Raw genomic sequence first — 22,500 nt, forward strand, 5'->3', positions numbered from 1 at the left:
GGGCCGCGCGGTCATGCCGCGCGGGTTAACCCTTTTTGTTTGCGTACGCGTTGAATGGTACCCACGAATGGCGGGTTATACAACACAGAGTCAAAAAATCTTATTTTTTGGCACTTAGATTTTCTGAATGCCGGGGGATAACTTAGCGATGCCTCCCGTGTGGCTCCGGAGGGGCGGGGCATAAGGTTTCCTGCTCGGGCAGTCCTGCTCGCACGAAGGCCACATTAAGTGGCCTTCGGCTCGTGCGGAACTCGCGATAAACCTTATGCCCCGCCCCTCCGGAGCCACACGGGAGGCAGGTTAACTAATTCGGGCCCGGCATTCAGAAAAGTCAGTGCAGCAAAATGGCGATGCGGATAGCGACATGTGCATGGTTTTCGCTGCGCGCACGGGTCCCCTGGGGAGCACCGTGCATTTTTGGGAGTATTCAGCAGACTAGGACGGCTGCATACGTGCCGGACACACCATATTGGTCCCAAGGACGCCTTCGGCCGGCGATTTTGGTCGGCAGGCAAACCCCGTCAGGACAGAAAGGCATGCCTCACGCCGCACCGGAGCACAAAATGACGTCAATCTCTGCAACGTTACTCAGCCGCAGCGGCACAGGCAGAGCTCGCGGTGCTGAATACTCCGTTTTTTGCACGGCGCGGACGGGGGTACATCAGGATCCGGAAGAACATCCCAGCCTTTTTATGCAATTCGTAATGGAAAGTATGCAAAACACCTAGAGATAGCATTGCTGCTGTCCAAATTGGGCGCGGGGCGGCGGCGCCTCCGCCCCGCGCCCAAATCAAGCAGGGCGGGGACGCTCCTAACGAACCCCCCATTTGCAAACAAACGCGGCTCGAGCGCCATCCCAAAATAGGCTGCACGAGCCGCGTTTAACGGTACGACATGAATATTAGCGCTCGTAGACCAGGTTGCCGGCTAGGTAGGTGGCTTGGACTTTGGTGGCTTGGAGTTCTTGGGGGTCGATGGTGAGTGGGTTTTGGTCCAGGACTACCAGGTCGGCGTATTTGCCGGGTTCCAGGCTGCCGAGGTTTTGCTCGTCGCCTGCCGCGTAGGCGCTGCCCAGGGTGTAGTTGCGCAGGGCCGTTGCCGCATCGATGCGCTCGCTCGGCAGCCAGCCGCCCTCGGGCCAGTGGCTTTTGGGGTCTTGGCGCGTAATAGCCGTGTAGAGCACGTTCATGCTGGTAACGGCCGTGATGGGGCTGTCGGTACCGAAAGCTTGACGGATACCGCGCTGCTGATAAGTTGCGAACGGCCACATGATGCGGCTGCGTTCCAGGCCCAGGTCGCGCTCCGGGCCACCCGGGTCGAGCGTGATGTGGCAAGGCTGGCTCGAGGCAATGACGTTGAGCTTGCGCAGACGATCGATGTCCTGAGGCAGCAGATTCTCCAGGTGCTCAAGCGTATTGTGGCCGTGCTGGGGCAAGCCGTAGAGCTCTGCCGCCTCCTCAAAGATATCGAGTGCGGCATGGATGGCACCGTCGCCGATAACGTGGATGCGCACGGTATGGTCACGCTCGGCTGCCGCCAAAACCAACTTGCGCATACGCTCGACAGGGACCGTCAGGCGGCCTTGGTCGCCCGGGAAGCGCGGGTTGGTATAGGGCTCAGTGAGGTATGCGGTATGCTCGCTCGACACGCCGTCGAAGAACTGTTTAAAGCCTGGCGCCGAGAGCAGCGCGTTGTTCGCGTAGCGGGTCTGGAGTTCTTCCAAGCGCGACTGGTCATCCAGCAGCGTGGGAAACAGATGGGCGCGGATGCCCAGCTTGCCGGAGGCCTGCAGCTTGTCGTAAACATCGTCGCGAATAAAGTCGCAGCCCGGCATGGGCATGAGCGACATATCGCAGATTGAGGTGATGCCTTGCTCGGCCATACGCTTCATCTGGTCGGCGTAAGCGCTCGCGATGCGGTCCTCGCCCAGCCACTCCAGGCAGCGCGGCAGCAGCTGCATAGCAGCCGCCTCGTGGGCGATACCCGTAAGCTCGCCATTTGCATCTTTGTCGTAACTGCCACCCGCCGGAGGCTCGCTGTCGCGCGTAACGCCAAGCGCCTCGAGTGCGCGGCTGTTGAGCCACAGCGTGTGCCCGTCGCCCGAGTACATAACGCAGGGACGATCGGGAAATGCCGCATCGAGGGAGGCCTTGGTAGGGTGCTCGGGCGGATCCCAGCGGTAATCGCGCCAACCCTGGGTCACGACCCAGGCGTCATCTGGCAAGCCTTTGGAAAACTCGAGCGCATGCTGCACCAATGCTGCCTCGGACGTGCCCATATCCATGAGCATGTACGGCGAGGAGCCAACCGAAGTATGGAAGAAATGCAGGTGCGCATCGTGGAAACCGGGGCAGACAAACTGCTCGCCGTAGTCGATAACCGGCGTGGCGGCAGGAGCGGCGGCAATCACATCATCGAGCGTACCGACTGCGACGATACGGTCGCCTGCAATGGCAATCGCCAGCTCGCGGGCGGTATCGATACCGTCTTGCGCGGTAAAGACGTTCTTGGAGCGGATAATCCGATCGATATGTTGCATGGGCATCCCCATCTCTGGCAGGAAATTCAACACCCCCGAGTGTACTCCCCCGCTCCAGCTACAAAACGCCAAGCGGCAAACGGCACCTTTGCCAGGCCAAGTGGCAGGTGGCATACTGGAATGAGCTTGTACGATTTTGCAAAACCAGCAAGGAGCAAATCGACCATGACGAAGACCAAGGCACAGCAGATTATGGCGGCAACCGAGGTTCGCGCGGCAGACGACGTCACCGCGGCTATCCAGGATATCGCCGCCGAGTTTGAGCCCTACATCATTAAGCAGCGCCGCCACTTCCATAAGCACCCGGAGTTGAGCCTTGCCGAGGAGCGCACGACTTCCGACATCGCCAACCAGCTCGACGCCATGAATATCCCCTACGAGCGTCCCCTTAAGACGGGCCTGGTGGCGACCCTTCGCGGCACCGCGCCCGACGCCTACCGCGAGGACGGCACGCCGCGCCGCCGCATCCTACTGCGCGCGGATATCGACGCCCTGCCCGTCACCGAGCAGACCGGCGAGGATTTCGCCAGCGTCAACGAGGGCTGCATGCACGCCTGCGGCCACGACTGCCACATCGCCATGATGCTCGGCACGCTGCAGATCCTGCGCCATATGACCGACGACATCCACGGCGAAGTCCGCATCGTCTTCCAGCCCAGCGAGGAAAACGGCCAGGGCGCCAAGCTCATGATCGGCACGGGCGTGCTCGACGGCGTCGATGGCGCCTACGCCGCGCACATCTGGAGTGAGGTCGACGCCGGCACCGTGAGCTGCGAGCCCGGACCGCGCATGGCCAATACCGACTGGTTCCGCATCGATGTTCGCGGCACCTCATGCCACGGTGCCATGCCCCAGCGCGGCCACGACGCCGTTATGGTGGCCGCCGAGATCGTCAATGCCCTGCAGACCATCGTTTCGCGCGAGATCAGCCCCTACGAGCCGGCCGTCATTACCGTCGGCGAGCTGCACGGCGGCACCGCGCGCAACGTTATCGCCGGCACGGCCTACCTCGCCGGCACGGTGCGCACCTACGGAGATTCGACCCACGAGGAAATGCCGGAGCTCATGCGCCGCATCGTGGAGCATACCGCGGCCGCCTTGGGCGCCGAGGCAGAGCTCACCGACTACACCATCGCCAATTATAAGGTCGAAAACGATGCCGCCTCGAGCGAGCGTTGTCGTCAGGCCGTGGTCAAGTGCCTGGGTGCAGCCGGCGAAGGCCATTATCGCGGCACACTTTCGGGCGAGGATTTTTCGGAGTACCTGCGCCGTGTACCGGGCGTGCTCGCCTTTGTAGGTACGCGCAACCCCAAGATTGGCGCCACGTACGCCCAACATTCCTGCTTCTACAAGATCGACGAGACTGTGCTGGCAAAGGGCTCCATGGTGGCCGCCCAGTATGCCATCGACTTTTTGGCCGAGCCCACGCAAGAGGAGCTCGACGGCCCCACGATTGCCGCGGTCGCCGAAACCAACCCCGACCTGGCCGCCAAGTTGCGCTCTGCCAAGGCAACGACCGCCGAGGCTCGCGACGCCATCCATGACGCCCGCACGGCACGCCATGCCGCGATCAAGGGCATCCACGATGCACGTGCCGCCGCTCGCCGCGAGGAGAAGCGCGGCGAGTAGTCGATTCGCGGCCATCTCGCAGTCATAGCCACATCGCGATATCAAAGCGGGGGCGGACGTTTCGACACGTCCGCCCCCGCTCATTTGTCAAGCGCTATTTCTACCGTTTCTACCCCGTCCCCAAATGGCAGGCGGCAGGGCTACTCGTCCTGCGGGTCCTCGTCGGAGCTTGGTGCAGGCTCGGGCTCGGGCTCCGGTTCCGGCATGGGCTCGGGCTCCGGTTCCGGCATGGGCTCGGGCTCAGGCGCAGGCTCGGGCTCAGGCGCGGGCTCGGGCTCGGGCGCGTGCTCGGACTCGGGCGCCGCAGCGGAATCGGATACGGGCGCTGCGTCGGCGCTAAAACCAGCCGGAGCAGACTTCTTCTCAAACGGCAGCACAAAGGTCAGGACGTCATCCTTATCCTCATCAGCCCATTCAGCTGCATAACGCGCTACCCAATAGCCAACGGCACGATGCTTGAGCATCTTGCCAAAGACCGTGAGGAATACCGTGACAAACGCCGTCAGCACCAAGAACAATACGAGCGTGATGCCACCGCCGGTAACAAGCGCCTCAATAGCCGAAGGACGGTAGTAGTAGCTATACATACCGACAGAGGCAATGGTGCCAAAGACGAGCGTCAGGATCCATGTGACAACGTTGGCGACCAGGCCCGTCAAAAACTCGGGAAGGAACGAAGCGCAGAACAGTTTGGTCTTGTTGTGCTTAAAGGCCGCCCAGACCTTATCGAGCGAAAACGCGCTCTCGACACGACCGGTCACCGCAAAGTGCATCACGGCAATGTCGGCGAACATCTTAAAGAAGACCCCCAAGACCGCCGTGGCAATCATAGCCAGGACAAGCAGGCCAAGCGAGCCGAACAGCGCTGCCTCGAGTGCATAAGAGCCGTAATACGAATACGAGCCCGCGGCGCCAATTACCACGCTCTCCACCAGCGAAAGCACTACACCGATAACGGGAATGGCAGCAATAACCTCGAGCACGACCGAGATAACGCTCGAAAAGACTCCGAGGCCAAACGACGTGGAACGCATGAGTGGACGATCCATACCGTCATCAACCTTGAGCGAAAGATCACGGCCCCACTCGATACCAAAGCCGGAACCACACACGCTCGCAATGCAAGCTGCCAAAAAGCCGATGGCAGCCGCAATGCCGCCAATAACGGGAATAAACAACACGAGCACCGACACAACGCAAATCAGCGCCGGCAAAAACGCGATTTGGCATACACGCTGAAGCACACCCGGAGTCTTGGTCATATCTTGGAACGCCTGAGCCACACAGCCCTTTGGCGCATTCGCCACGGGCGGTTGCGGAACAAACTGCTGGGGCTGAGGCTGTCCCTGGGGAGCGGGTCCAGCGGCACCGGCATTAGGAGCGCCGCACACGCCGCAGAACTTGTCGTTATCGCCCATGGGGGCGCCACACTGCGAACAGAACATCGAAATCATCCCTTCGTATCTAGAGCGAATCACCTGGATCGCAAACGATGTCTTTAGCATCATTATCGCCCAATGTGGGGACAAATACCCCAAGATGGCCGATTTGCAACGTAGCCGGCCTTATTCAATGATTCGAAGGGTGCGTCCGCGCTAGTTCGTGCCGCGGAAGCCCTTGCCGACGATTTCGGAGCTATCGACGATGGTGATGAAGGCGCCAGGGTCAATCTCGCGGGTATAGCGGCGCAGTTGCACTGCCTCGCGACGGCTCAGCACGCTCATGATCACCGTGACGCACTTGCCCGAGAAGGCGCCGTAGCCACGGCTGATCGTTGCCGTGCGGTTGAGATGCTTGACGATAAACTCCTCGACTTTGCGCGGTTCGGCGCAAATAATCGTGCAGACCTTGCGCAGGTGAATGCTCTCGATGGCCTTGTCGACCACAAGCGTCTTGGCAAACAGGCCGAGCACGCAGTACAGGCCGACGCGCGGGCCATACAGGAAAGCCGCGATGGTCACGATGCCGATATCGACCAGCAACAGTGCGCGGCCAATCTCGAGCGTGGTGCGGCGTTTGAGGATCATGGCAAGAATGTCCGTGCCACCCGTCGAGGCGCCAATGTCAAAGACAATAGCACTGCCGAGCGCCGGCAAGATAACGGCAAAACACAGGTCGAGCCACATATCGCCCGTCATCGAAACATCCGTCGGGAGGAAGAGCTCGAACAGCGAGACGTAGGCCGAAAGCGCAAACGAAGCGAAGACGCTCCACAGAATCGCCTTGCGCTCCAAAAAGATAAAGCCCAGAACGACCAGGATTGCGTTGATAATCCACATAAAGACGCCGACGGGCAGGGTCGGGAACAGCGTAGAAAGAATGACCGACACGCCCGAGGTGCCGCCGAAGGCAAAGTGATTGGGGGTTTTAAAGGCCACGATGGCAAAGGCCGTCAGGATCAGGCCCAGGTTGAGCTCGGCAAAAAAGCGCGGAAAGCCTGGTTCCTGGCTGCGCTTGCGGCCGGCACGCTCGCCTTGCTCAATAACATCGCGATCGACAACGCGCTCCATCGGCACCACCGGAGGACGATGCACCTCCTCGGCGGCACGCGACGCCGCCTCTGCCGCAGCGGCCTCAATCGCCCATGCCCTGCTTTCGGTCTCGTGTTCGTCGGCCATTACGGCAACCCCTCGTTAACAATTTGGAAACAATGCGCCCATTAGGGTAACGCGGAACGTGGGGATTGCAACCCTTAGTTAGACGAGCGGTATGACTACATCGGGAGCGTACAAAAACGGCCGGCCACGCTTTTGCTTGCGCGGTCGGCCGTTTAACGTTTTCGCAGATAAAACCTGCCAAAACAAACCTGTCCCTTTTTGGAAGGTTATTCGTGCTGGCTGGTGCGATGCTCGTACTCCTCGGGGGTGATGACATCCTCGATGCGCAGGTTGACGCCCGCCACCTCAAGGCCAGTCATCGCGGCAAGGCGCTCGGTGACACGTGCCTTAACATCGTCAAAGATCGCGGGCGCATAGGCGCCGTACTCGATGATGACGGAGATGTTGACGACCACGCGATTATCGTCGGTGACCTCGACCGTCACGCCCTTGGTCAGATTCTCGGCACCAAACTGCTCCTGCACAAAGTGCATGAGGTTACCCTTCATGCCCAGAACGTGCGGAACCTCGCGGGTGGCCATGGCAACGATCTTCTCGATCACGCCGTTGGAATAGGTCAGCGAGTCCTCGGACTCATCCGCTTCCTCGTCGTCCTCATCCGTATCGGACTCGGCCTCGACGAGAGCCTCATCCTCGAGCGTCACATCCTCAGCTTCGGCGACGACCGCCTCGTTCTCCTCGAGCTCGGTATCGGCTACATCGACCTTCGTATTAAAAGCCATGGTTCCTCCTTATGCCTGCCGCGGATGCGACAGTCGAATACATATTAGCGGCCGCTAAACAGACGGCCGAAGAAGTTGACGATCCCGTTCTCGCCGTCGCGAATTTGGCCGATCACAGCGCCGATCAGCACGAAGAATGCAATGACGAGCGTGTCCCACAGGCCCAACGTGAGCACCAACACGGCGAGGATAAAGCCGGCGACGGCGCCGAGCGTGGTGTTGGGATGACGCACAGCATAGCTCCAGATGGCAGCGCCCGTACCCTTGATGAGACCCATAGCCTCGTCAAAATCCGCGGCTGCCGCGTCTTGTAACTCGGTTGCCTCTGCTTTGGAATCAACAGGTTCGCTCGCCGACGTGGCGCTCTGGTCAATCGTCAGGCGCGGCGTACGAGCGGTCTTATCTTGATTGGTATCACTCACCGGAAACCTCCACGGTCTGGACGGTAGTCTTGGACGGCAAAAAACGGACACGCGCGGTCGTACCCGGCGTGCCGAGCATGGTGTCGCAGGCCTTCTCGATGCGCTGCTGCATCGCGGTAGCCAGAGATGCCACGTCCTTATCGTCAAGCGCGATAGCCTCGACCTTAAAACGGACGTGCGAATCGTCGGGGCCTTGGACGCGAGCCTCGACATGCTCGACCATCACGCGGTCGTCGCGCTCGGCAGCAACCCTGGCGCACGAAGAAAGCGCCGCAAGGGTAACCTCGATATTGCGCTCCCCCGCCGGATGCACGCAGGACGGCTCGCGACGGGCGAACATCAGGCGGAAAAAGCTCAGCAGTACGCCAAACGCCACGACGCCGGCGCACGCCGTCACGACGATGCGCGGCATGGGGTCGCGCATCAGCAGCATAAAGCGATACGTATACGGCCCCCAGAACTGGCAGACAAGCGTACCCAACGCCACGATGGCGGCGGCAAGATACACGATCGCTAGGGCTCGTTTGAGTACGCGCACGCGCGCTCCCTTCAGGTTTCGGTCCACAGAATGCAAAACGATTCGCATCATTATAAAAGAGCCGGGTCCGGTGCCATACGCACGCGGATCCGGCTCATCTATTCCACGAGGCTTGCATGCTCGCTTCATTATGCCCAGATATGCACGGCTTAACCCGTGCAGGCGCTACTCCTCCTCGAGGGCAGCGATGACCTCGTCGGTCATGTCCATGGTGCTGTAGACGTCCTGGACGTCGTCGAGCTCCTCGAGACGGTCGATGAGGCGCTGAACCTTCTTGGCGTCGGTACCGGAGACCTCGGTCGGGGTGGTCGGAACCATGGTGGTCTCGGAACCCTTGACCTGGACGCCCTGCTCCTCGAGCGCCTTGGAGACAGCCATGACGTCGTTAGCAGCGGTCCAGACGATCCACTCCTCGCCGGCGTCCTCGTAGTCCTCGCCACCGGCCTCGGCGATGGCCATCATGAACTCATCCTCGTCACCGGCAGCACCGTTGGCGATCATGGTCTCCTTCTTGGCGTTCTCGTCCAGGATCTCCTTGGCGACGACGATCTGGCCCTTGCGCTCAAACTGGAAGGCGACGGAGCCGGAGGTGCCCAGGTTGCCACCAGCGTGGGAGAAGGCGGAACGGACATCGGCGGCAGTACGGTTGCGGTTGTCGGTCAGGCAGTCAACATAGACGGCGACACCGGCGGGACCATAGCCCTCGTACACGATGTTCTCGTAGACGGCGGCATCGGCACCCGAACCAAAGGCCTTGTCGATAGCGGACTTGATCTTGTCCTTGGGCATGGACTGAGCCTTGGCCTTAGCAACGGCAGCGGCGAGGCTGGCGTTGTTCTCGGGCAGCGGGTCACCGCCGAGACGGGCAGCAACGGTGATGTTGCGGCTCAGCTTGGAGAAGAGGGCGGAACGCTTGGCGTCCTGCGCGCCCTTACGATGCTTGGTTGTGGCCCACTTAGAGTGTCCGGACATACGTGTCTCCTATCGGTTTTGACCTAAAGCCCAGCGCAGATGCTCGGGCAATATAAACAAACGTCGTTATGATATACCTACTGGCCTGCGAGATAAACCCCAAAATGAAGGCGTCGCGATGATGCCATCCTTTGGTGCAAAGCAACCTGTCCCCTTTACACCAAATTAGGACCAGAGAAGGTCGCTGCGAGTGATGGTGGCGCCGATGGCAAAGGGCATGCAGGCGATAACCGGATACAGGTAGCGCATATAGGTCGAACCGTTGCAGGGACCGATCAGACACACGGCGAGCACGCCCAGCAGCGGCACCCAAATGGCCAGCCCGCGCCACGAATGGCGGCGCAACAGGTAGACCACCACGGCGATCATAATCCACACATAGGTGGCCGAGCTCATGGTGAGCGAGATAAACGGAATGCGCTGCACCGCCACGCGATACAGGTTGATCAGGTGGTCGCACCAGCGCACAACCTTGCTATCGACCGGATGGAAGTCAAAGTACTTGAGGTTATCGGGCTTCGCCATAATCTCGGCACTGCGCGCCGTGCTGTAGACCCACGCATCGCGGGCACTCGGATAAAAGTAGCCGTAGTAGTTATTGATGAGCGCCGAGATGTAGCACTCGGGATCCTTTTTGAACATCTGCGCCCAGACCTCAAAATAGGCCTTGATGTCCTCCTGCGAAGCGTACTCGTTAAAGCAGTTCTTGACGGCGTCGGACTTGTCGGGGTTGTAACGGCGGCCCAGATTGTCGTACTTGAGCACACGGTCGATCACGGCACGCTCATCGTCGGTCACCAAGCCGTCGCAAGGAGCCTCCACGATAGTACCGTCCTCCTTAACCGTAGGGTTGACACCCGAGTTGAGGCCGTCGTGCTTTTGGACGAAACGAGCCGTCTGCTGGAACGGAATCGAGAGGATTTCGCGCTTGGAACCAGGCGTAATGTCGTGCGCCGGCATAAAGACCTTGGTGAAGTACATATTAGAGGCAAGGCAGAGTCCAAGCACCGCAAGAACTCCCACCCAGCGGAAACGCGAGATGGCGCCCGAAGGCGCAGCACCGGCCTGCTTGACTGCACGACGAGCCACATGCGCGTCCCATGCGCAAAACGCCGCCGCGATTACGCATGCCGCCAGGGGAAACACCAGGCCGCCGTTGCGCAGAAACGTGGAACCCATGGCACCCAGAGCGAGCAGCAGCCAGTCATGGCGCGCAAAGAGCACGGGCCTCTGTTCGCCCGCACGCTCGGCATTGGCATCGCGACGGGGCAGGCCGCAGGCCACGAGCTTCACGGTCTGCACCAACAGCACCAAAAACGCGTCGGCAAACAGCACATCTTTGGTAAGCAGGGCCGCGTAGTTGGAGAACATGGGCATAAACACAAAGAACAGCAAGATCACGCCGCGGACCGGCAGACTCACGCCCAGCTTGCGCAGCGACGAGATGGAATAGGCCATGCAGGCGGCCGTAATGACGAACTGAGCGCAGGTGTAGATGGCAAGACCTGCGTTGGCACTGTTGAACAGTGAAAGCCCCAGCTGGACGCACGAACCGATGATAGCCGTGTGCACCACGGGGTGATGTCCGTTGAGCAACACATTGGGATTGAGCAGACGCAGGTAGTCACTCGTGCCGTTGGGGTAGTTGAACCACTGGCGAATCTGCGCACCCGTATCTCCCATAAAAAGGCCGGGCAGCGAAGCGATGAGCGTGGGCGCCCAGGCGACCATAAGCACCAGGAAGGGCCCGACAAAGGGATGGACCGAAAGCACGGCGTGAGCCACACGCCATACGCGGCCAAAGTGCGCTTCGGAAAACGGAATGCGCCGAGAGCTCAGCCAATCTAGACACTCAAAAGCCAGGTAGAAGGCAACGACCGCCAAGAGCATCCAGCCCGCACCGCCTATCCAGGCGCAGATGATCCGAGCCTTGTCGCCGAGTACGATCTCGGCAGAATCGGTGAGGTCGTAGCTGCGGCCAAACACCATGCAGACGGCAAAGAACAGCGACGGAAGGATCACCGAAGGACGCCAAGCATCGCCGCGGCCAAAGAATACGTAGCGAAACGGCAGAGTGAGCAGGCAGGCAAGCGCAAGCAGCATGACCGCGTCGGTATGGCCGGCAAACGAGAGGAGCACCTCGTAGCACACGTACAGCATGCCCGAGGCTTTGGGGTCAATCGCCAAGACTGCGTTGCTCGAGACCGGCGCGGGATCGATGGAAAACGCCGTGGTCGCCAACAGCGCGAGCAGAAATGCGATGAGCGTCTGCTTGGCGGGGTAGCGCTTAAACCAGACGATGCGGGCAGCGTCGCGCGCAGCCGTTGTGGAGAGGTCGGAATCCTTCACAGTCCAAAGAGCCTTTCTAGAAACCCGCCAAAAAGGGACAGGTTTATTTTGGCAGGTTTTATCTGGGAAAACGTTACAGTTCTGCCATCGTTGCCCAGCAGACCACCACAAAGGCGCCTGTCCCCTTTGTGGTGGTCTTGGTTAGGCGTCCAGGTAGACGCGCTGGGGACGGTTGCGGTGTCGGGCGAAGATGATGAGCGCCAGACCCGCGATTACGAGCGGCAGGCTCAGCAGCTGACCCATGGTGATGACGCCGCCCAGCAGATAGCCCAGCTGGGCATCGGGGACGCGCACAAACTCGACGAGGAAACGGACGATGCCGTAGCCCATCACAAACACGCCCATAAACGTACCCTGGGGCAGCAGCGGTTTTTTGCGACTGAGCACCTGCAGGATGCAAAAGAGCACGATGCCTTCAAGAAACGCCTCGTAGAGCTGGGAGGGATGGCGTGGCACATCGCCCGCGGTGCCGCCAAAGACCACACCCCAGGGCAGATCGGTCGGCTTACCCCACAGCTCACCGTTTACGAAGTTGGCGCAGCGTCCCAGGCACAGGGCCAGCGGGGCGCCGATCACGGCAAGGTCGGCGACGGTCCAGGCGTCGAGCTTATACATGCGGCACACGATGATGCCGCCCAAGATGCCGCCCACCAGGCCGCCGTGGAAGCTCATGCCGCCCTCGTTGGTGGCAAAGATCTCGAGCGGGTGGGTCCAATAGTAGCCATCGCCGTAAAAGACGACGTAAAACAGGCGCGCGCCGATGATGAGGCCAAAGACCGCGCCGACCACGACGCTCGTCAGGTCATCGATCGTAATGTCGAAGCCCCAACGACGCTGCGTGCGGTACATAACGACCGCCGTGAGCAGGGCGCCGACCACGTAGGCCAGGCCGTACCAGTAGATAGTGATGGGGCCCGCCGAGATCGCGACGGGATCAAGCATATGGTAGAGGTCGTTGAGCATATCGATCCCCTGCTCCCTACGTCCAAATATGCGGCCGCGGGCCTTACGCTCGCAGCCGCATATTTGGACGTAACGTCTATGCGGAGCGTACCGTCCGCAGCTTTCGCGTCTTAGAACGGCGCGTACTCGTCGTACAGGTCCTCGGCCTCGCCGGAAGCATTGACCTGCTCAACGCGGGTAACGCCGGGCACATGCTCCTTCAGGATGCGCTCGATACCCATGGAAAGGGTTAGCGAGCTCATGGGGCAGCCGGCGCAGGCGCCCTGCAGCTCCAGCTTGACAACACCCTCGTCGTCGACCCCCACATACTCCATATCGCCGCCATCGGCCTGCAGGTTGGGGCGAATCTCTTCAAGAACCTTCTTAAGCAGCTCTTCGTTAACAGCCACAGGGGCTCCTTTCTCACAATTACGCGGGCGCGCCCGCGAACAGAAGCTATGTTACTACAGCCATGTACCCGCTCACGAGCCGTCCATGCGCGCAGACGCGACTTTCACGAGTAGTCAATTTGGGACGGGGTTTTTTTAGCTGCTTTTGCCGACGCCCGGCGCTAGCACACGCTGCCGCTACTGCTGAGTTTGTTCCCCGGTGCCAATGTGGACATCGACGATAACCTGGCGGTAGCTGATGCCGCAGGAGTCGAGAATGCGACGGCTGATGCGGCCGTCGTCGGTATCGGCGTACTTATTGTCCAGGTAGACGACCTCGCCCACGCCCACCTGCGCCAGGATCTTGGCGCAGTCGTGGCACGGGAACAGCGTGACGTAGACCGTGGATCCCTCAAGGTCTTTAAGCGAGCCGCGGTAGTTGAGCACGGCGTTGGCCTCGGCATGGACTACGTAGTTATGCTTGTCCTGTAGCGGGTCGTCGCTCGTACCCCACGGGAAAAAGTCGTCGTTGAGCGCCGAGGGCGTACCGTTGTAGCCCACCGAAAGGATACGGTGGTTGGTGCTGGCGATGCACGCACCCACCTGCGTGTTGGGGTCCTTGCTGCGGCGCTGCGCGGCGATGGCCACGCTCATAAAGAACTCGTCCCAGCTAATGACGTCCAGGCGCTTGCCTGACGAAGTTTGATGAAGATCGTCCGACATGGCAGACACCTCCGTAATCGCAATAGTTTGACCCATTGTAGCAGGTGAAAGGTGGAGGCGTTTGTCCCACCGGCGCCCTCACTTTTACACGCGGCGGGGCTTTTGGTTGATGCGGTAGAGCTCGGCGAGGCCCCGCAGCGTCAGCGCGTCGTCGACCGTCAGGCTGTGGCCGACCAACGCCGCGAGTGCCTCAGCGTCGTCGCCGGTAATGACGATGGGCACGTCGCCCTCCCCCGCGGCCTTGGTCGCGCGCATCTCGGCAAGCACCATGTCGAGCATGCCGTCGATGCGGGCCACCTCGCCCAGAACCACGCCCGAGCGCATCGCCTCGCGCGTGTTACGGCCGATTACATGCGTGGGTGCCGAGGGCTCGACCTGCGGCAGGCGTGCCGCAGCAGCCGAGAGCGAGCGGGCGCCGAGCGCCAGACCTGGCGCGATGACGCCGCCGACAAAGGTACCGCGCGCATCGATGACCTCAATATTGGTCGTAGTGCCCAGGTCAATCACGATGCACGGCGATCCGTAGACGGCGCGGGCAGCCACGGCGTCGGCGATGCGGTCGGGGCCGATCTCGGCCGGATCGTCGTAGTGCACGGGCATGCCGGTCTTGAGGCCCGGCCCCACCGTGAGCACACGCCCCGTGCATGTACGGGAAAGCGCCGTCTTCCACGGGCGCTCGAGCGCCGGCACCACGCAGCTCAGCACGGCAGCCGTGGGCACAAGCGCGCCCGGCATGCCCGCATCGGCTGCCAGTGCACCCATGACCTGCGCGAGCCTCATGCGCGCCTCGTCGGCTGTGATGCTCGACGGCGTGGTGATCTCGCACGTCGCGAGCGGGCATTCCTGTGCCGCGGCTGAATCCTCGGCAAACAGGCCAAAGCGAATGAACGTGTTGCCCACGTCGACCGTCAATATATATGCGCACCCATTAAGCATCGTCGGCGCTCCTTTCGTCTGCCCAGCAGTATATCGCCTACCTAAACCAGTCATCCCAAAATGACTAGCTTGCGGCTATACTGGTGCGCGGTCGCGCGCGAGCTCACGCGGCGGCCCTTGGTAACCCGACTTCCCGCGCCGTATCCGTAGCGGCGCTCCCGGGGGAAGCGGATATACGCAAAGGAGTTCTATATGAGCAATCCCTCGAACCGCGCCTCGATGCGCGGGCAACTCACGCTGCGCGGCGTCGTCATCGGTGTCCTTGGCTGCGTGATCATCACGGCAAGCTCGGCCTACACCGCCCTCAAGATGGGCGCACTCCCCTGGCCGATCGTCTTCGCTGCCGTCATCTCGCTGTTCTTCCTTAAGCTCATGGGCAACGCCAGCCTCAACGAGGCAAACGTCACCCACACCATCATGTCCGCAGGCGCCATGGTCGCCGGCGGCCTGGCGTTTACCATCCCGGGTGCCTGGATGCTGGGCTATGCCGACCAGATCAGCTGGCTCGACATGTTTATCGTGGCACTCGCCGGCACTATCCTGGGTCTGCTGGCCACCGCGCTCATCCACCGTCACTTTATCGTGGACGCCGCGCTGGAGTTCCCCACCGGCAACGCCGCAGCTCAGACCCTGCGCGCCACCGAGGCCGGCGGCAAGACCGGCAAGCAGCTCTTTGGTTCCATGGCCATCGCCGGCATCTACAGCGTGCTTCGTGACGCCCTGGGCGTGGTGCCCAGCATGCTGTGCACGCTCAACATCCCCGGCGTGACCTTTGGCATCTACAACTCGCCCATGCTGCTCTCCGTCGGCTTCCTCGTGGGCTTCGCCCCGGTCGCCTTCTGGTTTGCCGGTGCCCTGCTAGGCAACTTTGGCATCATTGTGGGCGGCACCGCTGCCGGTCTGTTCGACGTTGTAACCGCGCAGGGCATCGTCAAGTCCCTGGGTATGGGTCTCATGATGGGCTTTGGCGTCGCCGTCGTCCTCAAGGACATCCTGCCGCAGATCGCCGGCATCGTCCGCGGTCTTGCCGCCGACAGCTCCACCGACACCGACGAGCAGTCGCTCATCTCGGGCTCCCTTAAGCTCGACGCCGGCATCATCGGCCTAGGCGCTGCCGCCATCGCCGTGGTCATCGCCATCGTGCTTGACCTTGGCCCCGTTCCGGCCGTCATCGTCACGCTGTTCACCTTTGTCACCACCATCATGAGCGCACAGAGCTGCGGCCAGACGGGCATCGACCCCATGGAAATCTTTGGCCTCATCGTTATGCTCATCGTGGCTGCCTTCGCACAGATCGCTCAGGTCAAGCTGTTCTTTATCGCCGGCATCGTAGCCGTGGCGTGCGGCCTTGCGGGCGACGTCATGAACGACTTTAAGGCCGGTGCCGTGCTGGGCACCAACCCGCGCGCACAGTGGATCGGCCAGGCCATCGGCGGCATCGTGGGCGCCTTGGTCGCCGCAGCCGTCATGGTCGCGCTCGTTACCGCCTATGGCCCGGACGCCTTTGGCCCCGACAAGAGCTTTGTTGCCGCGCAGGCAAGTGTGGTCGCCACCATGGTCTCGGGCATCCCGAGCGTGCCGTGGTTCGCCGGCGGCTTTATCGCCGGCATCGTCATGTACTGGCTCGGCATTCCGGCCATGATGATCGGCCTGGGCGTGTATCTGCCGTTCTACATGTCACTCACGGCATTCCTGGGCTCCTGCGTCAAGCTCGCCTACGACAAGTGGTCCGCCCACCGCGACGCCACCGCTGGTCTTTCTGACGAGGAGAGGGCTGCCAAGGACGCCGCCTTCCAGGAACAGGGCCTGGTTGTCGCCAGCGGCCTGCTCGGCGGCGAGTCCATCGTCGGCGTTATCCTGGCGTTTGTCTCCGTGGGCTTAAGCCTGCTGGGCTAAGCTGAGCAGCTGCTCGACGGCAACCATATTGCCTACGACTTGCCCGGTCGGTAGCTTTTGCGGCTGCCGACCGGGCTTTTTGATACCAACGCAAAGAAAGGCCGGCGCGCTGCGTATGACAGCGCGCCGGCCTTATCGTTTGGCTATCGAGACGGTCCCGCTATGAACCGAAGTTCGTTGCAGAAACTACGCTCGAAACGCTACATCTGCTTGCGACGACGATCGCCGAGCGTCACACCCGCAGCCACGAGTGTAATACCGCCGATAACGAAGACCTCGCCCGCAAGCGCGGAGTCATCACCGGTCTGGGCGAGCGCGGCAGGCGCAGCCTGTTTCTTGGCAACGGAGACCTTTGCAGCAGCCTGCGCAACCTGAGGCTTGGCCTGCGGCTCAGCCTTGGGATGATACTTGTCGTACTCGGCCTGAGCGGCAGCCAGGGCATCCTTGGCATCGCCAAGCTCGGCAAGCGCGGCGGCATAGGCGTCGTTGGCATCGGACAGCTTGGCATCGGCATCGCTCAGAGCAGCCTTGAGACCAGCGGCGGCATCGACGGCGGCCTTATAGCGAGCGTAGGCAGCGTTCAGCTTGACCAGCTTCTCGTTACCCGTCGTGCCCGCGGCAAGGGATGCCTTGTGGTCGACAGCCTCAAGATCGGCCTTGAGCGCCTCGTCGTTGGCAAGCTCGGCCTTGGCCTTGACGATATCGAGGTTCGCATCGACGACGGCTTCGTTGGCGGCCTCGAGCTGCTTCTGGGCATCGGCGACACCGGTGACGGCAGCGTCATAGGCGGCCTTGGCGTCGTCGACCGCCTTCTGAGCGCCGGCGAAGCGCTCGAAGGCCTTGTTCGCGGTAGCCAGCTCGCCCTCGGCGGCCTTGGCCTTCGCCTGTGCGTCGGACAGGGTCTGCGTCTTGGCGGCAACTGCCTGCTTGGCGCCCGAAAGAGCGGTCGCGGCGTGCACATCTGCGGCCTGAGCCTTGTCAACGCCAGCCTGGGCAGTGTCGTCGGCCTTCTTGGCATCGTTAAGCGTGCCCTGCTTGTTCGCAAGATCCGTCTTGGCGGCATCGCGCTTGGCGGTAAGATCCTTGACCGAAGCAGTGGCATTGTCATACGCCTCATTGGCCTGCTCGGACTTTGTCTTGGCGGCGTCGCGGGCGCTGCGAGCCTTCGCCTTGTGAGCAGCGGCCTCGGCTGCCTTCGTCTTGCTGTCAGCAAGCGTGGCGTTTGCCTTATCGAGAGCTGCCTGGGCAGTGGCGGCCTTGCTCTTGGCGGCATCGAGGTTCTGCTTGAGGGACTCGATGTCGATTCCGCCGAGTGCGTCCTTCGCGGCGTCGTATGCCGTCTTCGCGGCGGCGGTGTCGGACTTAGCCTTCTCGTACTCACCCTTGGCGGTGTTCATGTTCACATCTGCTGCGGTGAAAGCGTCCTGGGCGGCATCCTGCCCGTTTACAGCTGCGAAGTAAGCTTTCCTAGTAGTTCCAAAGTTCTTCTGCGCCTCGGCGAGCTTGCCCTGAAGCTCCTTGAGCTGCTCCTTCTGCTCCTGCGTGCCGCCTGCGTTGTAAGCGGAATCGATGTAGTCGTTGAGGAGTTTCTTGAACTCGGAGACAGTGAAATCGGCCTGAGTGTCATCAGCGCTGTAATCGAATATGGTTACCTCGGAATCGGTGTTCTTACCGCTACCGGTCGCGATACCGATAGCCTTCGTGCCGGCATCGATGATGTTGAGATAGTGCCCGCACTCTTTGTAGATGCTGTAGTAGTGCTGGTAGATATAGTATGAATCATATCGATGGCTTCCAAGTGCGTCACCATACTGTTCGACGTACTTATCGAATGCCTTTTTCTCCTGGGTGTAGAGACCGGTATATGGCCAGCCAAGCGTATCCTCGGTCTCGCCGCCGGTATATGCGCCGCCTCCGCCAGCAAGATTTTCGCCGTTGTCGAAGTAACAGTTCGAGTGTCCCCAGATGTTCGATGAATATGATGTATTAAGAGCGGCTGCCGCAGTCATGCGGAGGCTGACGCTGAGCGCCGACTGACCGTTCGCCTTGCGGAGGTTGTTCTGGGTGTCGAGATATGTCAGGGCGTTGCGCATCTGCTCCAAGGAAAGCGGGTTGGTGTCGCGAGACATGTCCTGATCGACGTACTGGTCATACCATTCGGCCTTGTCAGCGGCACCGGTCAGCATCGATACGGCTTCCTGGGCGTTCTTTTTCTGCGTGGCTGTGAACTGGCTGCCGTCGCTAATATAGTTCATGAAGCCGAGTATACCTTGGCTGATGACTTCCTGGTCAACGGTCATGTTGGACTTGAGCTCAGCAATCTGCTGCTCAAGAGCCTCAACCTGGACATTAGCAGCGTCATAAGCCTTTTCCGCGGCGTTCGAAGCAGCGCAGGCTGCCTCCCACTCGCTGCGCTTCTGCTTGCGAACTTCGACAAGCTTATCGTACTCCGCCTTCTTGTCGGCCTCGGTCTGCTGGGCCTGCTCGTATGCCGTCTTCGCGGCGTCACGCTTACTGGCCGCGTCCTTGTACTCCTTGTTTGCCGCATCGTATGCAGACTGGGCAGATGCCACAGCAGCGTTGGCGGCGTTGGCCTTCTCCTGCGCGGCAGCGACGGCAGCCTGGGCGGCCTGCAGATTTGTCTGTGCGGTGGCGTCGGCATCCGTCGCGGCATTGAGCTCCGCCTGCGCGGTCTTGAGCTCACCAGCAGCAGCTTTCTTGGCGGCCTCAAGCGCACTCAGGTCAACACCCGTACCCGAGACGGCAGCATCGAGCGCGGCCTGCGCCTGGTTGAACTTCTGCTGGGCGTTATCGCGCGCGGTGGTTGCGGCTGCGAGAGCAGCGGCAGTCTCCTGCTTCTTGGCCTGGGCAGTCGTCAAAGCCGCCTCGGTATTCTGCTTTTCCTGCTGGGCGCTGGCCTCGGCAGCCTTGGCCTGGTCCAGATTGGCCTGTGCAGTAGTAACGGCCTTATTGGCGTCATCGAGCTTTGCCTGCGCGTCCTCGACGGCCTTCTTGGCGGCCTCGTACTCGTCCATACCCATGGCCTCGAGCTTGGCCTGGGCATCATCGAGGGCCTTCTTGGCCTCATCCTGCTTTGCCTTGGCGTCCTTGAGCGCCTGGGTCTTATCCTCGACACTCTTGTTGGCCTGTTCGAGCCGATCGTTCAGGTCGCCCAGCTTCTTCTGCTGCTGCTCGGTCTTTTCGACGGCGGCTTTGAGCTCGTCAATCTTCTCCTGGAGCGCGGCGACTTCTGCTGCGTTCTGCTCGGCGGCGTTATCGGTCACGGCCTGCGAGGCCTGATTCTTTTGCTGCTGCGCCTGCTTTTGAGACTGGCCCGCCGCGTCGGCCTTCTTCTGGGCGGCATCGTAGGCGGCCTGAGCGTCCTTGAACTGCTTTGCCGACTCCTCGGCCAGCTGGGCAGCCGTCTTTACGACCGCTTGGTTACCGGCGGCAACGGTGTTCTCTACAGAACTACCCCCCCCCTGAACAGAATCGCCGTTATCTGCCGTCGGTGCGGCGATTGCCGCCAGCGGCGACATGAGCGGCTGAGCGATGAGGCCCGCCGTCAAAACGGTTGCGACGGCGCGGTTGGCAACGCCCTTGACGTTGACGGCCTTAGCCCGAGGCTCAAAGTGTTGTGGACTGTAGTTTGCCATGGCTTTCTCCCTTTGACACGGATGTATCCATACGATTCAAACTGTAGGTGCCGATTTTTGAATTCTGTTGCGCAACATTGGTCACCAGCGGATTTTTTTGAAATTCGCGCTCTCGTGCTTCACAATTTCGTCACATATGTAGGAGCTGGTGCATCATATTCTTGCGGGATCGAATTGAGCCTGTGATTTGCATTTGCTCCCGCGTCATCCGCCCTATCGGATCCCGCATCCAACAGACACCCCGCCCGCCACGGTGTAGAGTTAGGACAACGGGCGCGTTGCGCGGCCCGTGCCAGAACGAGGTGGACATGGAACTCGACAAACAACAGATCAAGCGACTACGCGAACGCCATCACCGGCGCCACGGCATCCGCCCCGCCCATAGCGAGGCCATGGAGAACGCCACCCGCTTCCTAAAGCAAGCGTTCAATATTCGCGAGGGTCGCGCGCCCTACCACGTGATTCGCAAGCGCTTTGTAAACGGGGCACGCCTGACCGGTTCTCACCTGTGCATCCTCATCATCGCCATGCTCATCGCAAGCATCGGCCTCGATATCGACTCGGACATCGCCATCGTGGGCGCCATGCTCATCTGCCCGCTTATGGGATCGGTCCTTGCCATGGCATACGGCATCGCCACGCTCGACCGCGAGATTACCGTCGAAGCCGTCGCCGGCCTTGCGCTGCAAATGGCCTTTTGCCTGGTCACATCCACGTTGTACTTTAAGCTCTCGCCCCTTGGCGCCACCACAGCCGCCATTATCGACAACTCGACGCCCACCGTGTGGGACCTCGCCGTCGCGCTCGCCGGCGGCTTTGCGGGCGGCCTAGGCAACTCACGCGACCAGGAGCCCGCAACGCTCATCGCCGGCGTGGCCGTGGCGACCGCGCTCATGCCGCCCCTGTGCGCGGCGGGCTATGGCATCGCCATCGCAAGCGGGTCGCTGTTTCTCTCGGCGCTTTACGAGTTTGGCATCAACGTCGTCTTTATCGCGCTGGCGGCCGAAGCCGTACTACTTCTTTTGCGCGTGCCGCTCAAGCGTGACCTCAACGGCGACGGCATTGTGACCGCCGAGGAAAATGCCGAGGTCGACGAGCTGTCGCGCAAAGTGCGCCGCCGCATCATCGTGGACACGATCATCTTTGCCATCCCCTGCATCGTTATGACCGCGGGGTCCATTGGCTCGGCGCAGGCCGGCGTGCAGGACGGCTACGGCATCACTGAGACCACGCGCGAGCTTGCCGCGGTGCTGCCGGGCTTTAAGGATTACACCGTTGCCGTCGAGACCTCGGCAACTGAGGGCAACGAAGAAGGCATTGTCGAGCGTGAGATTGTCGCCCACGTGACGACAAGCGAGGCGCTCGGGGCGCACGACCGCCACGTCGCCCGCAAGCTCATCGACCTCAATGTACCCGAACTCGATCGCGTGGAGTTTGATGTGAGGTAACGCAGGGCGCAGGCCGAGACGAGGCGCAGACGCGGCACGAATACGAGCAAAAAGCGGGGGCGTAGTTCATGACCGCGCCCCCGCTCGCTGCTTTATTGCCGTAAATCAACTTTCCACATCGACATCGCCGGACTCCACCATAAACGCCGGATAAGTGCTCACCAGATTAAAGCGGGTCACCTTGGTATCTCTAAATAGGTAGAGCCAACCCTGATCGCGTCGACGCGAAATATACGCCACGTGGACCGTACCGAATTCTTCACCGTTTTCCTTCTTTAATAACAGGATGTTGGGGTCATCCGTACGCTTAAACTGCCCGTCTGTGCAGATTCCGTCTTGGTCGACCAGCTGCCATCGACAGTTGTCCTCCTCAAGAAAAGCCAGGGTTTCCCGACTCGTTTTGTCATCCCGATAGTAACCATCAATGGCAAAGCCTTCGGAAACGCATTCCTGCATATAGGACGTTTCTCGGCTTATAGCAAACAGCCCTGTAGCGCCCAGGAGCACAGCCAGGCAGACCACTGCAAGGGTTATCGAGACAAAACGGCGGCTCATGTTAGCCAGCCCGATACTTGTTTAACGGAGCACGAAACATACTTGGTACCTCCGATATCAGCGCAAACGTCACCTACGGCCCGCCGGCAATCATATGTTTCCAACATCAAACCATATGGTTACAACTCGTTGGAGATAGGTTCCATGAACGGACGATAATTTGCGG

The 22,500-nt window shown here is 60.9% G+C and carries 17 protein-coding genes; 3 read left to right on the forward strand and 14 right to left on the reverse strand.

The genetic code is table 11. The annotated features are described in order from the left end of the window. Positions 1-901: 901 nt before the first annotated feature. Positions 902-2,539: an amidohydrolase gene (locus DXD77_RS06590; protein WP_233506759.1), complete on the reverse strand. Its 1,638-nt coding sequence runs from the start codon at positions 2,537-2,539 to the stop codon at positions 902-904. Positions 2,540-2,704: 165 nt separating this feature from the next. Here DXD77_RS06590 and DXD77_RS06595 point away from each other — a divergent pair, with 165 nt between their 5' ends. Then, on the forward strand, positions 2,705-4,168 hold the full coding sequence (locus DXD77_RS06595; protein ID WP_117563817.1) for a M20 family metallopeptidase: 1,464 nt from the start codon (positions 2,705-2,707) through the stop codon (positions 4,166-4,168). 140 nt (positions 4,169-4,308) lie between these two features. Here the strand turns inward: DXD77_RS06595 and DXD77_RS06600 are convergent, their stop codons facing one another. From DXD77_RS06600 to DXD77_RS06650, 11 genes are all read right to left on the reverse strand, one after another. Beyond that, positions 4,309-5,613, reverse strand: a complete 1,305-nt coding sequence (locus DXD77_RS06600; protein WP_158549107.1) for a zinc-ribbon domain-containing protein — start codon at positions 5,611-5,613, stop codon at positions 4,309-4,311. 150 nt (positions 5,614-5,763) lie between these two features. Then, positions 5,764-6,786 (reverse strand): YitT family protein, encoded by a 1,023-nt coding sequence (locus tag DXD77_RS06605; RefSeq protein ID WP_117563819.1) that lies wholly within the window; start codon positions 6,784-6,786, stop codon positions 5,764-5,766. 206 nt (positions 6,787-6,992) lie between these two features. Next, on the reverse strand, positions 6,993-7,508 hold the full coding sequence (locus DXD77_RS06610) for an Asp23/Gls24 family envelope stress response protein (RefSeq protein WP_055251999.1): 516 nt from the start codon (positions 7,506-7,508) through the stop codon (positions 6,993-6,995). Positions 7,509-7,552: 44 nt separating this feature from the next. Then, the gene (locus DXD77_RS10570; RefSeq protein WP_231500738.1) at positions 7,553-7,930 is read right to left on the reverse strand and encodes a DUF2273 domain-containing protein; all 378 of its coding nucleotides are present in this window, start codon (positions 7,928-7,930) and stop codon (positions 7,553-7,555) included. Further along, positions 7,923-8,468, reverse strand: coding sequence for a hypothetical protein (locus tag DXD77_RS06620; RefSeq protein WP_147324129.1), 546 nt, complete (start codon positions 8,466-8,468; stop codon positions 7,923-7,925). The genes DXD77_RS10570 and DXD77_RS06620 overlap by 8 nt, the downstream gene beginning before the upstream one ends. Positions 8,469-8,633: 165 nt before the next feature. Then, complete coding sequence (locus DXD77_RS06625; protein WP_055251993.1) at positions 8,634-9,440, reverse strand: YebC/PmpR family DNA-binding transcriptional regulator; 807 nt, start codon at positions 9,438-9,440, stop codon at positions 8,634-8,636. 165 nt (positions 9,441-9,605) lie between these two features. Then, positions 9,606-11,789, reverse strand: a complete 2,184-nt coding sequence (locus DXD77_RS06630; protein WP_233506760.1) for a DUF6020 family protein — start codon at positions 11,787-11,789, stop codon at positions 9,606-9,608. Between the two features lie 141 nt (positions 11,790-11,930). Then, positions 11,931-12,752, reverse strand: a complete 822-nt coding sequence (gene lgt / locus DXD77_RS06635; RefSeq protein ID WP_117563821.1) for a prolipoprotein diacylglyceryl transferase — start codon at positions 12,750-12,752, stop codon at positions 11,931-11,933. Positions 12,753-12,862: 110 nt separating this feature from the next. Next, on the reverse strand, positions 12,863-13,141 hold the full coding sequence (locus DXD77_RS06640; protein ID WP_035137589.1) for a NifU family protein: 279 nt from the start codon (positions 13,139-13,141) through the stop codon (positions 12,863-12,865). A gap of 177 nt (positions 13,142-13,318) precedes the next feature. Then, positions 13,319-13,843: a dCMP deaminase family protein gene (locus tag DXD77_RS06645; protein ID WP_117563822.1), complete on the reverse strand. Its 525-nt coding sequence runs from the start codon at positions 13,841-13,843 to the stop codon at positions 13,319-13,321. Between the two features lie 84 nt (positions 13,844-13,927). After that, a complete protein-coding gene (locus DXD77_RS06650) occupies positions 13,928-14,779 on the reverse strand; it encodes a type III pantothenate kinase (RefSeq protein WP_117563823.1) in 852 nt (283 codons plus the stop codon). Between the two features lie 192 nt (positions 14,780-14,971). Between DXD77_RS06650 and DXD77_RS06655 the strand changes: the two genes are divergently transcribed. After that, complete coding sequence (locus DXD77_RS06655; protein ID WP_117563824.1) at positions 14,972-16,675, forward strand: OPT/YSL family transporter; 1,704 nt, start codon at positions 14,972-14,974, stop codon at positions 16,673-16,675. Positions 16,676-16,875: 200 nt separating this feature from the next. On the opposite strand, the gene DXD77_RS06660 is transcribed toward DXD77_RS06655, so the two are convergent. Further along, a complete protein-coding gene (locus tag DXD77_RS06660) occupies positions 16,876-20,331 on the reverse strand; it encodes a CAP domain-containing protein (RefSeq protein WP_117563825.1) in 3,456 nt (1,151 codons plus the stop codon). Between the two features lie 308 nt (positions 20,332-20,639). On the opposite strand from DXD77_RS06660, the gene DXD77_RS06665 reads away from it, so the two are divergent. After that, the gene (locus DXD77_RS06665; protein WP_117563826.1) at positions 20,640-21,779 is read left to right on the forward strand and encodes a DUF389 domain-containing protein; all 1,140 of its coding nucleotides are present in this window, start codon (positions 20,640-20,642) and stop codon (positions 21,777-21,779) included. Between the two features lie 105 nt (positions 21,780-21,884). On the opposite strand, the gene DXD77_RS06670 is transcribed toward DXD77_RS06665, so the two are convergent. After that, positions 21,885-22,334, reverse strand: a complete 450-nt coding sequence (locus tag DXD77_RS06670; protein WP_117563827.1) for a hypothetical protein — start codon at positions 22,332-22,334, stop codon at positions 21,885-21,887. Positions 22,335-22,500: the final 166 nt, after the last annotated feature.

Source organism: Collinsella sp. TM09-10AT (genome assembly GCF_003436275.1).
Taxonomy (GTDB): Bacteria; Actinomycetota; Coriobacteriia; order Coriobacteriales; family Coriobacteriaceae; genus Collinsella.

Excerpts from the sequence above, each read along its gene's own strand:
- DXD77_RS06590 (WP_233506759.1), bottom strand. The coding sequence starts at position 2,539 with ATGCAACATATCGATCGGATTATCCGCTCCAAGAACGTCTTTACCGCG.
- DXD77_RS06670 (WP_117563827.1), bottom strand. The coding sequence starts at position 22,334 with ATGAGCCGCCGTTTTGTCTCGATAACCCTTGCAGTGGTCTGCCTGGCT.
- lgt (WP_117563821.1), bottom strand. The coding sequence starts at position 12,752 with ATGCTCAACGACCTCTACCATATGCTTGATCCCGTCGCGATCTCGGCG.
- DXD77_RS06625 (WP_055251993.1), bottom strand. The coding sequence starts at position 9,440 with ATGTCCGGACACTCTAAGTGGGCCACAACCAAGCATCGTAAGGGCGCG.
- DXD77_RS06610 (WP_055251999.1), bottom strand. The coding sequence starts at position 7,508 with ATGGCTTTTAATACGAAGGTCGATGTAGCCGATACCGAGCTCGAGGAG.
- DXD77_RS06660 (WP_117563825.1), bottom strand. The coding sequence starts at position 20,331 with ATGGCAAACTACAGTCCACAACACTTTGAGCCTCGGGCTAAGGCCGTC.
- DXD77_RS06600 (WP_158549107.1), bottom strand. The coding sequence starts at position 5,613 with ATGTTCTGTTCGCAGTGTGGCGCCCCCATGGGCGATAACGACAAGTTC.
- DXD77_RS06650 (WP_117563823.1), bottom strand. The coding sequence starts at position 14,779 with ATGCTTAATGGGTGCGCATATATATTGACGGTCGACGTGGGCAACACG.
- DXD77_RS06605 (WP_117563819.1), bottom strand. The coding sequence starts at position 6,786 with ATGGCCGACGAACACGAGACCGAAAGCAGGGCATGGGCGATTGAGGCC.
- DXD77_RS06665 (WP_117563826.1), top strand. The coding sequence starts at position 20,640 with ATGGAACTCGACAAACAACAGATCAAGCGACTACGCGAACGCCATCAC.
- DXD77_RS06655 (WP_117563824.1), top strand. The coding sequence starts at position 14,972 with ATGAGCAATCCCTCGAACCGCGCCTCGATGCGCGGGCAACTCACGCTG.
- DXD77_RS06645 (WP_117563822.1), bottom strand. The coding sequence starts at position 13,843 with ATGTCGGACGATCTTCATCAAACTTCGTCAGGCAAGCGCCTGGACGTC.
- DXD77_RS06595 (WP_117563817.1), top strand. The coding sequence starts at position 2,705 with ATGACGAAGACCAAGGCACAGCAGATTATGGCGGCAACCGAGGTTCGC.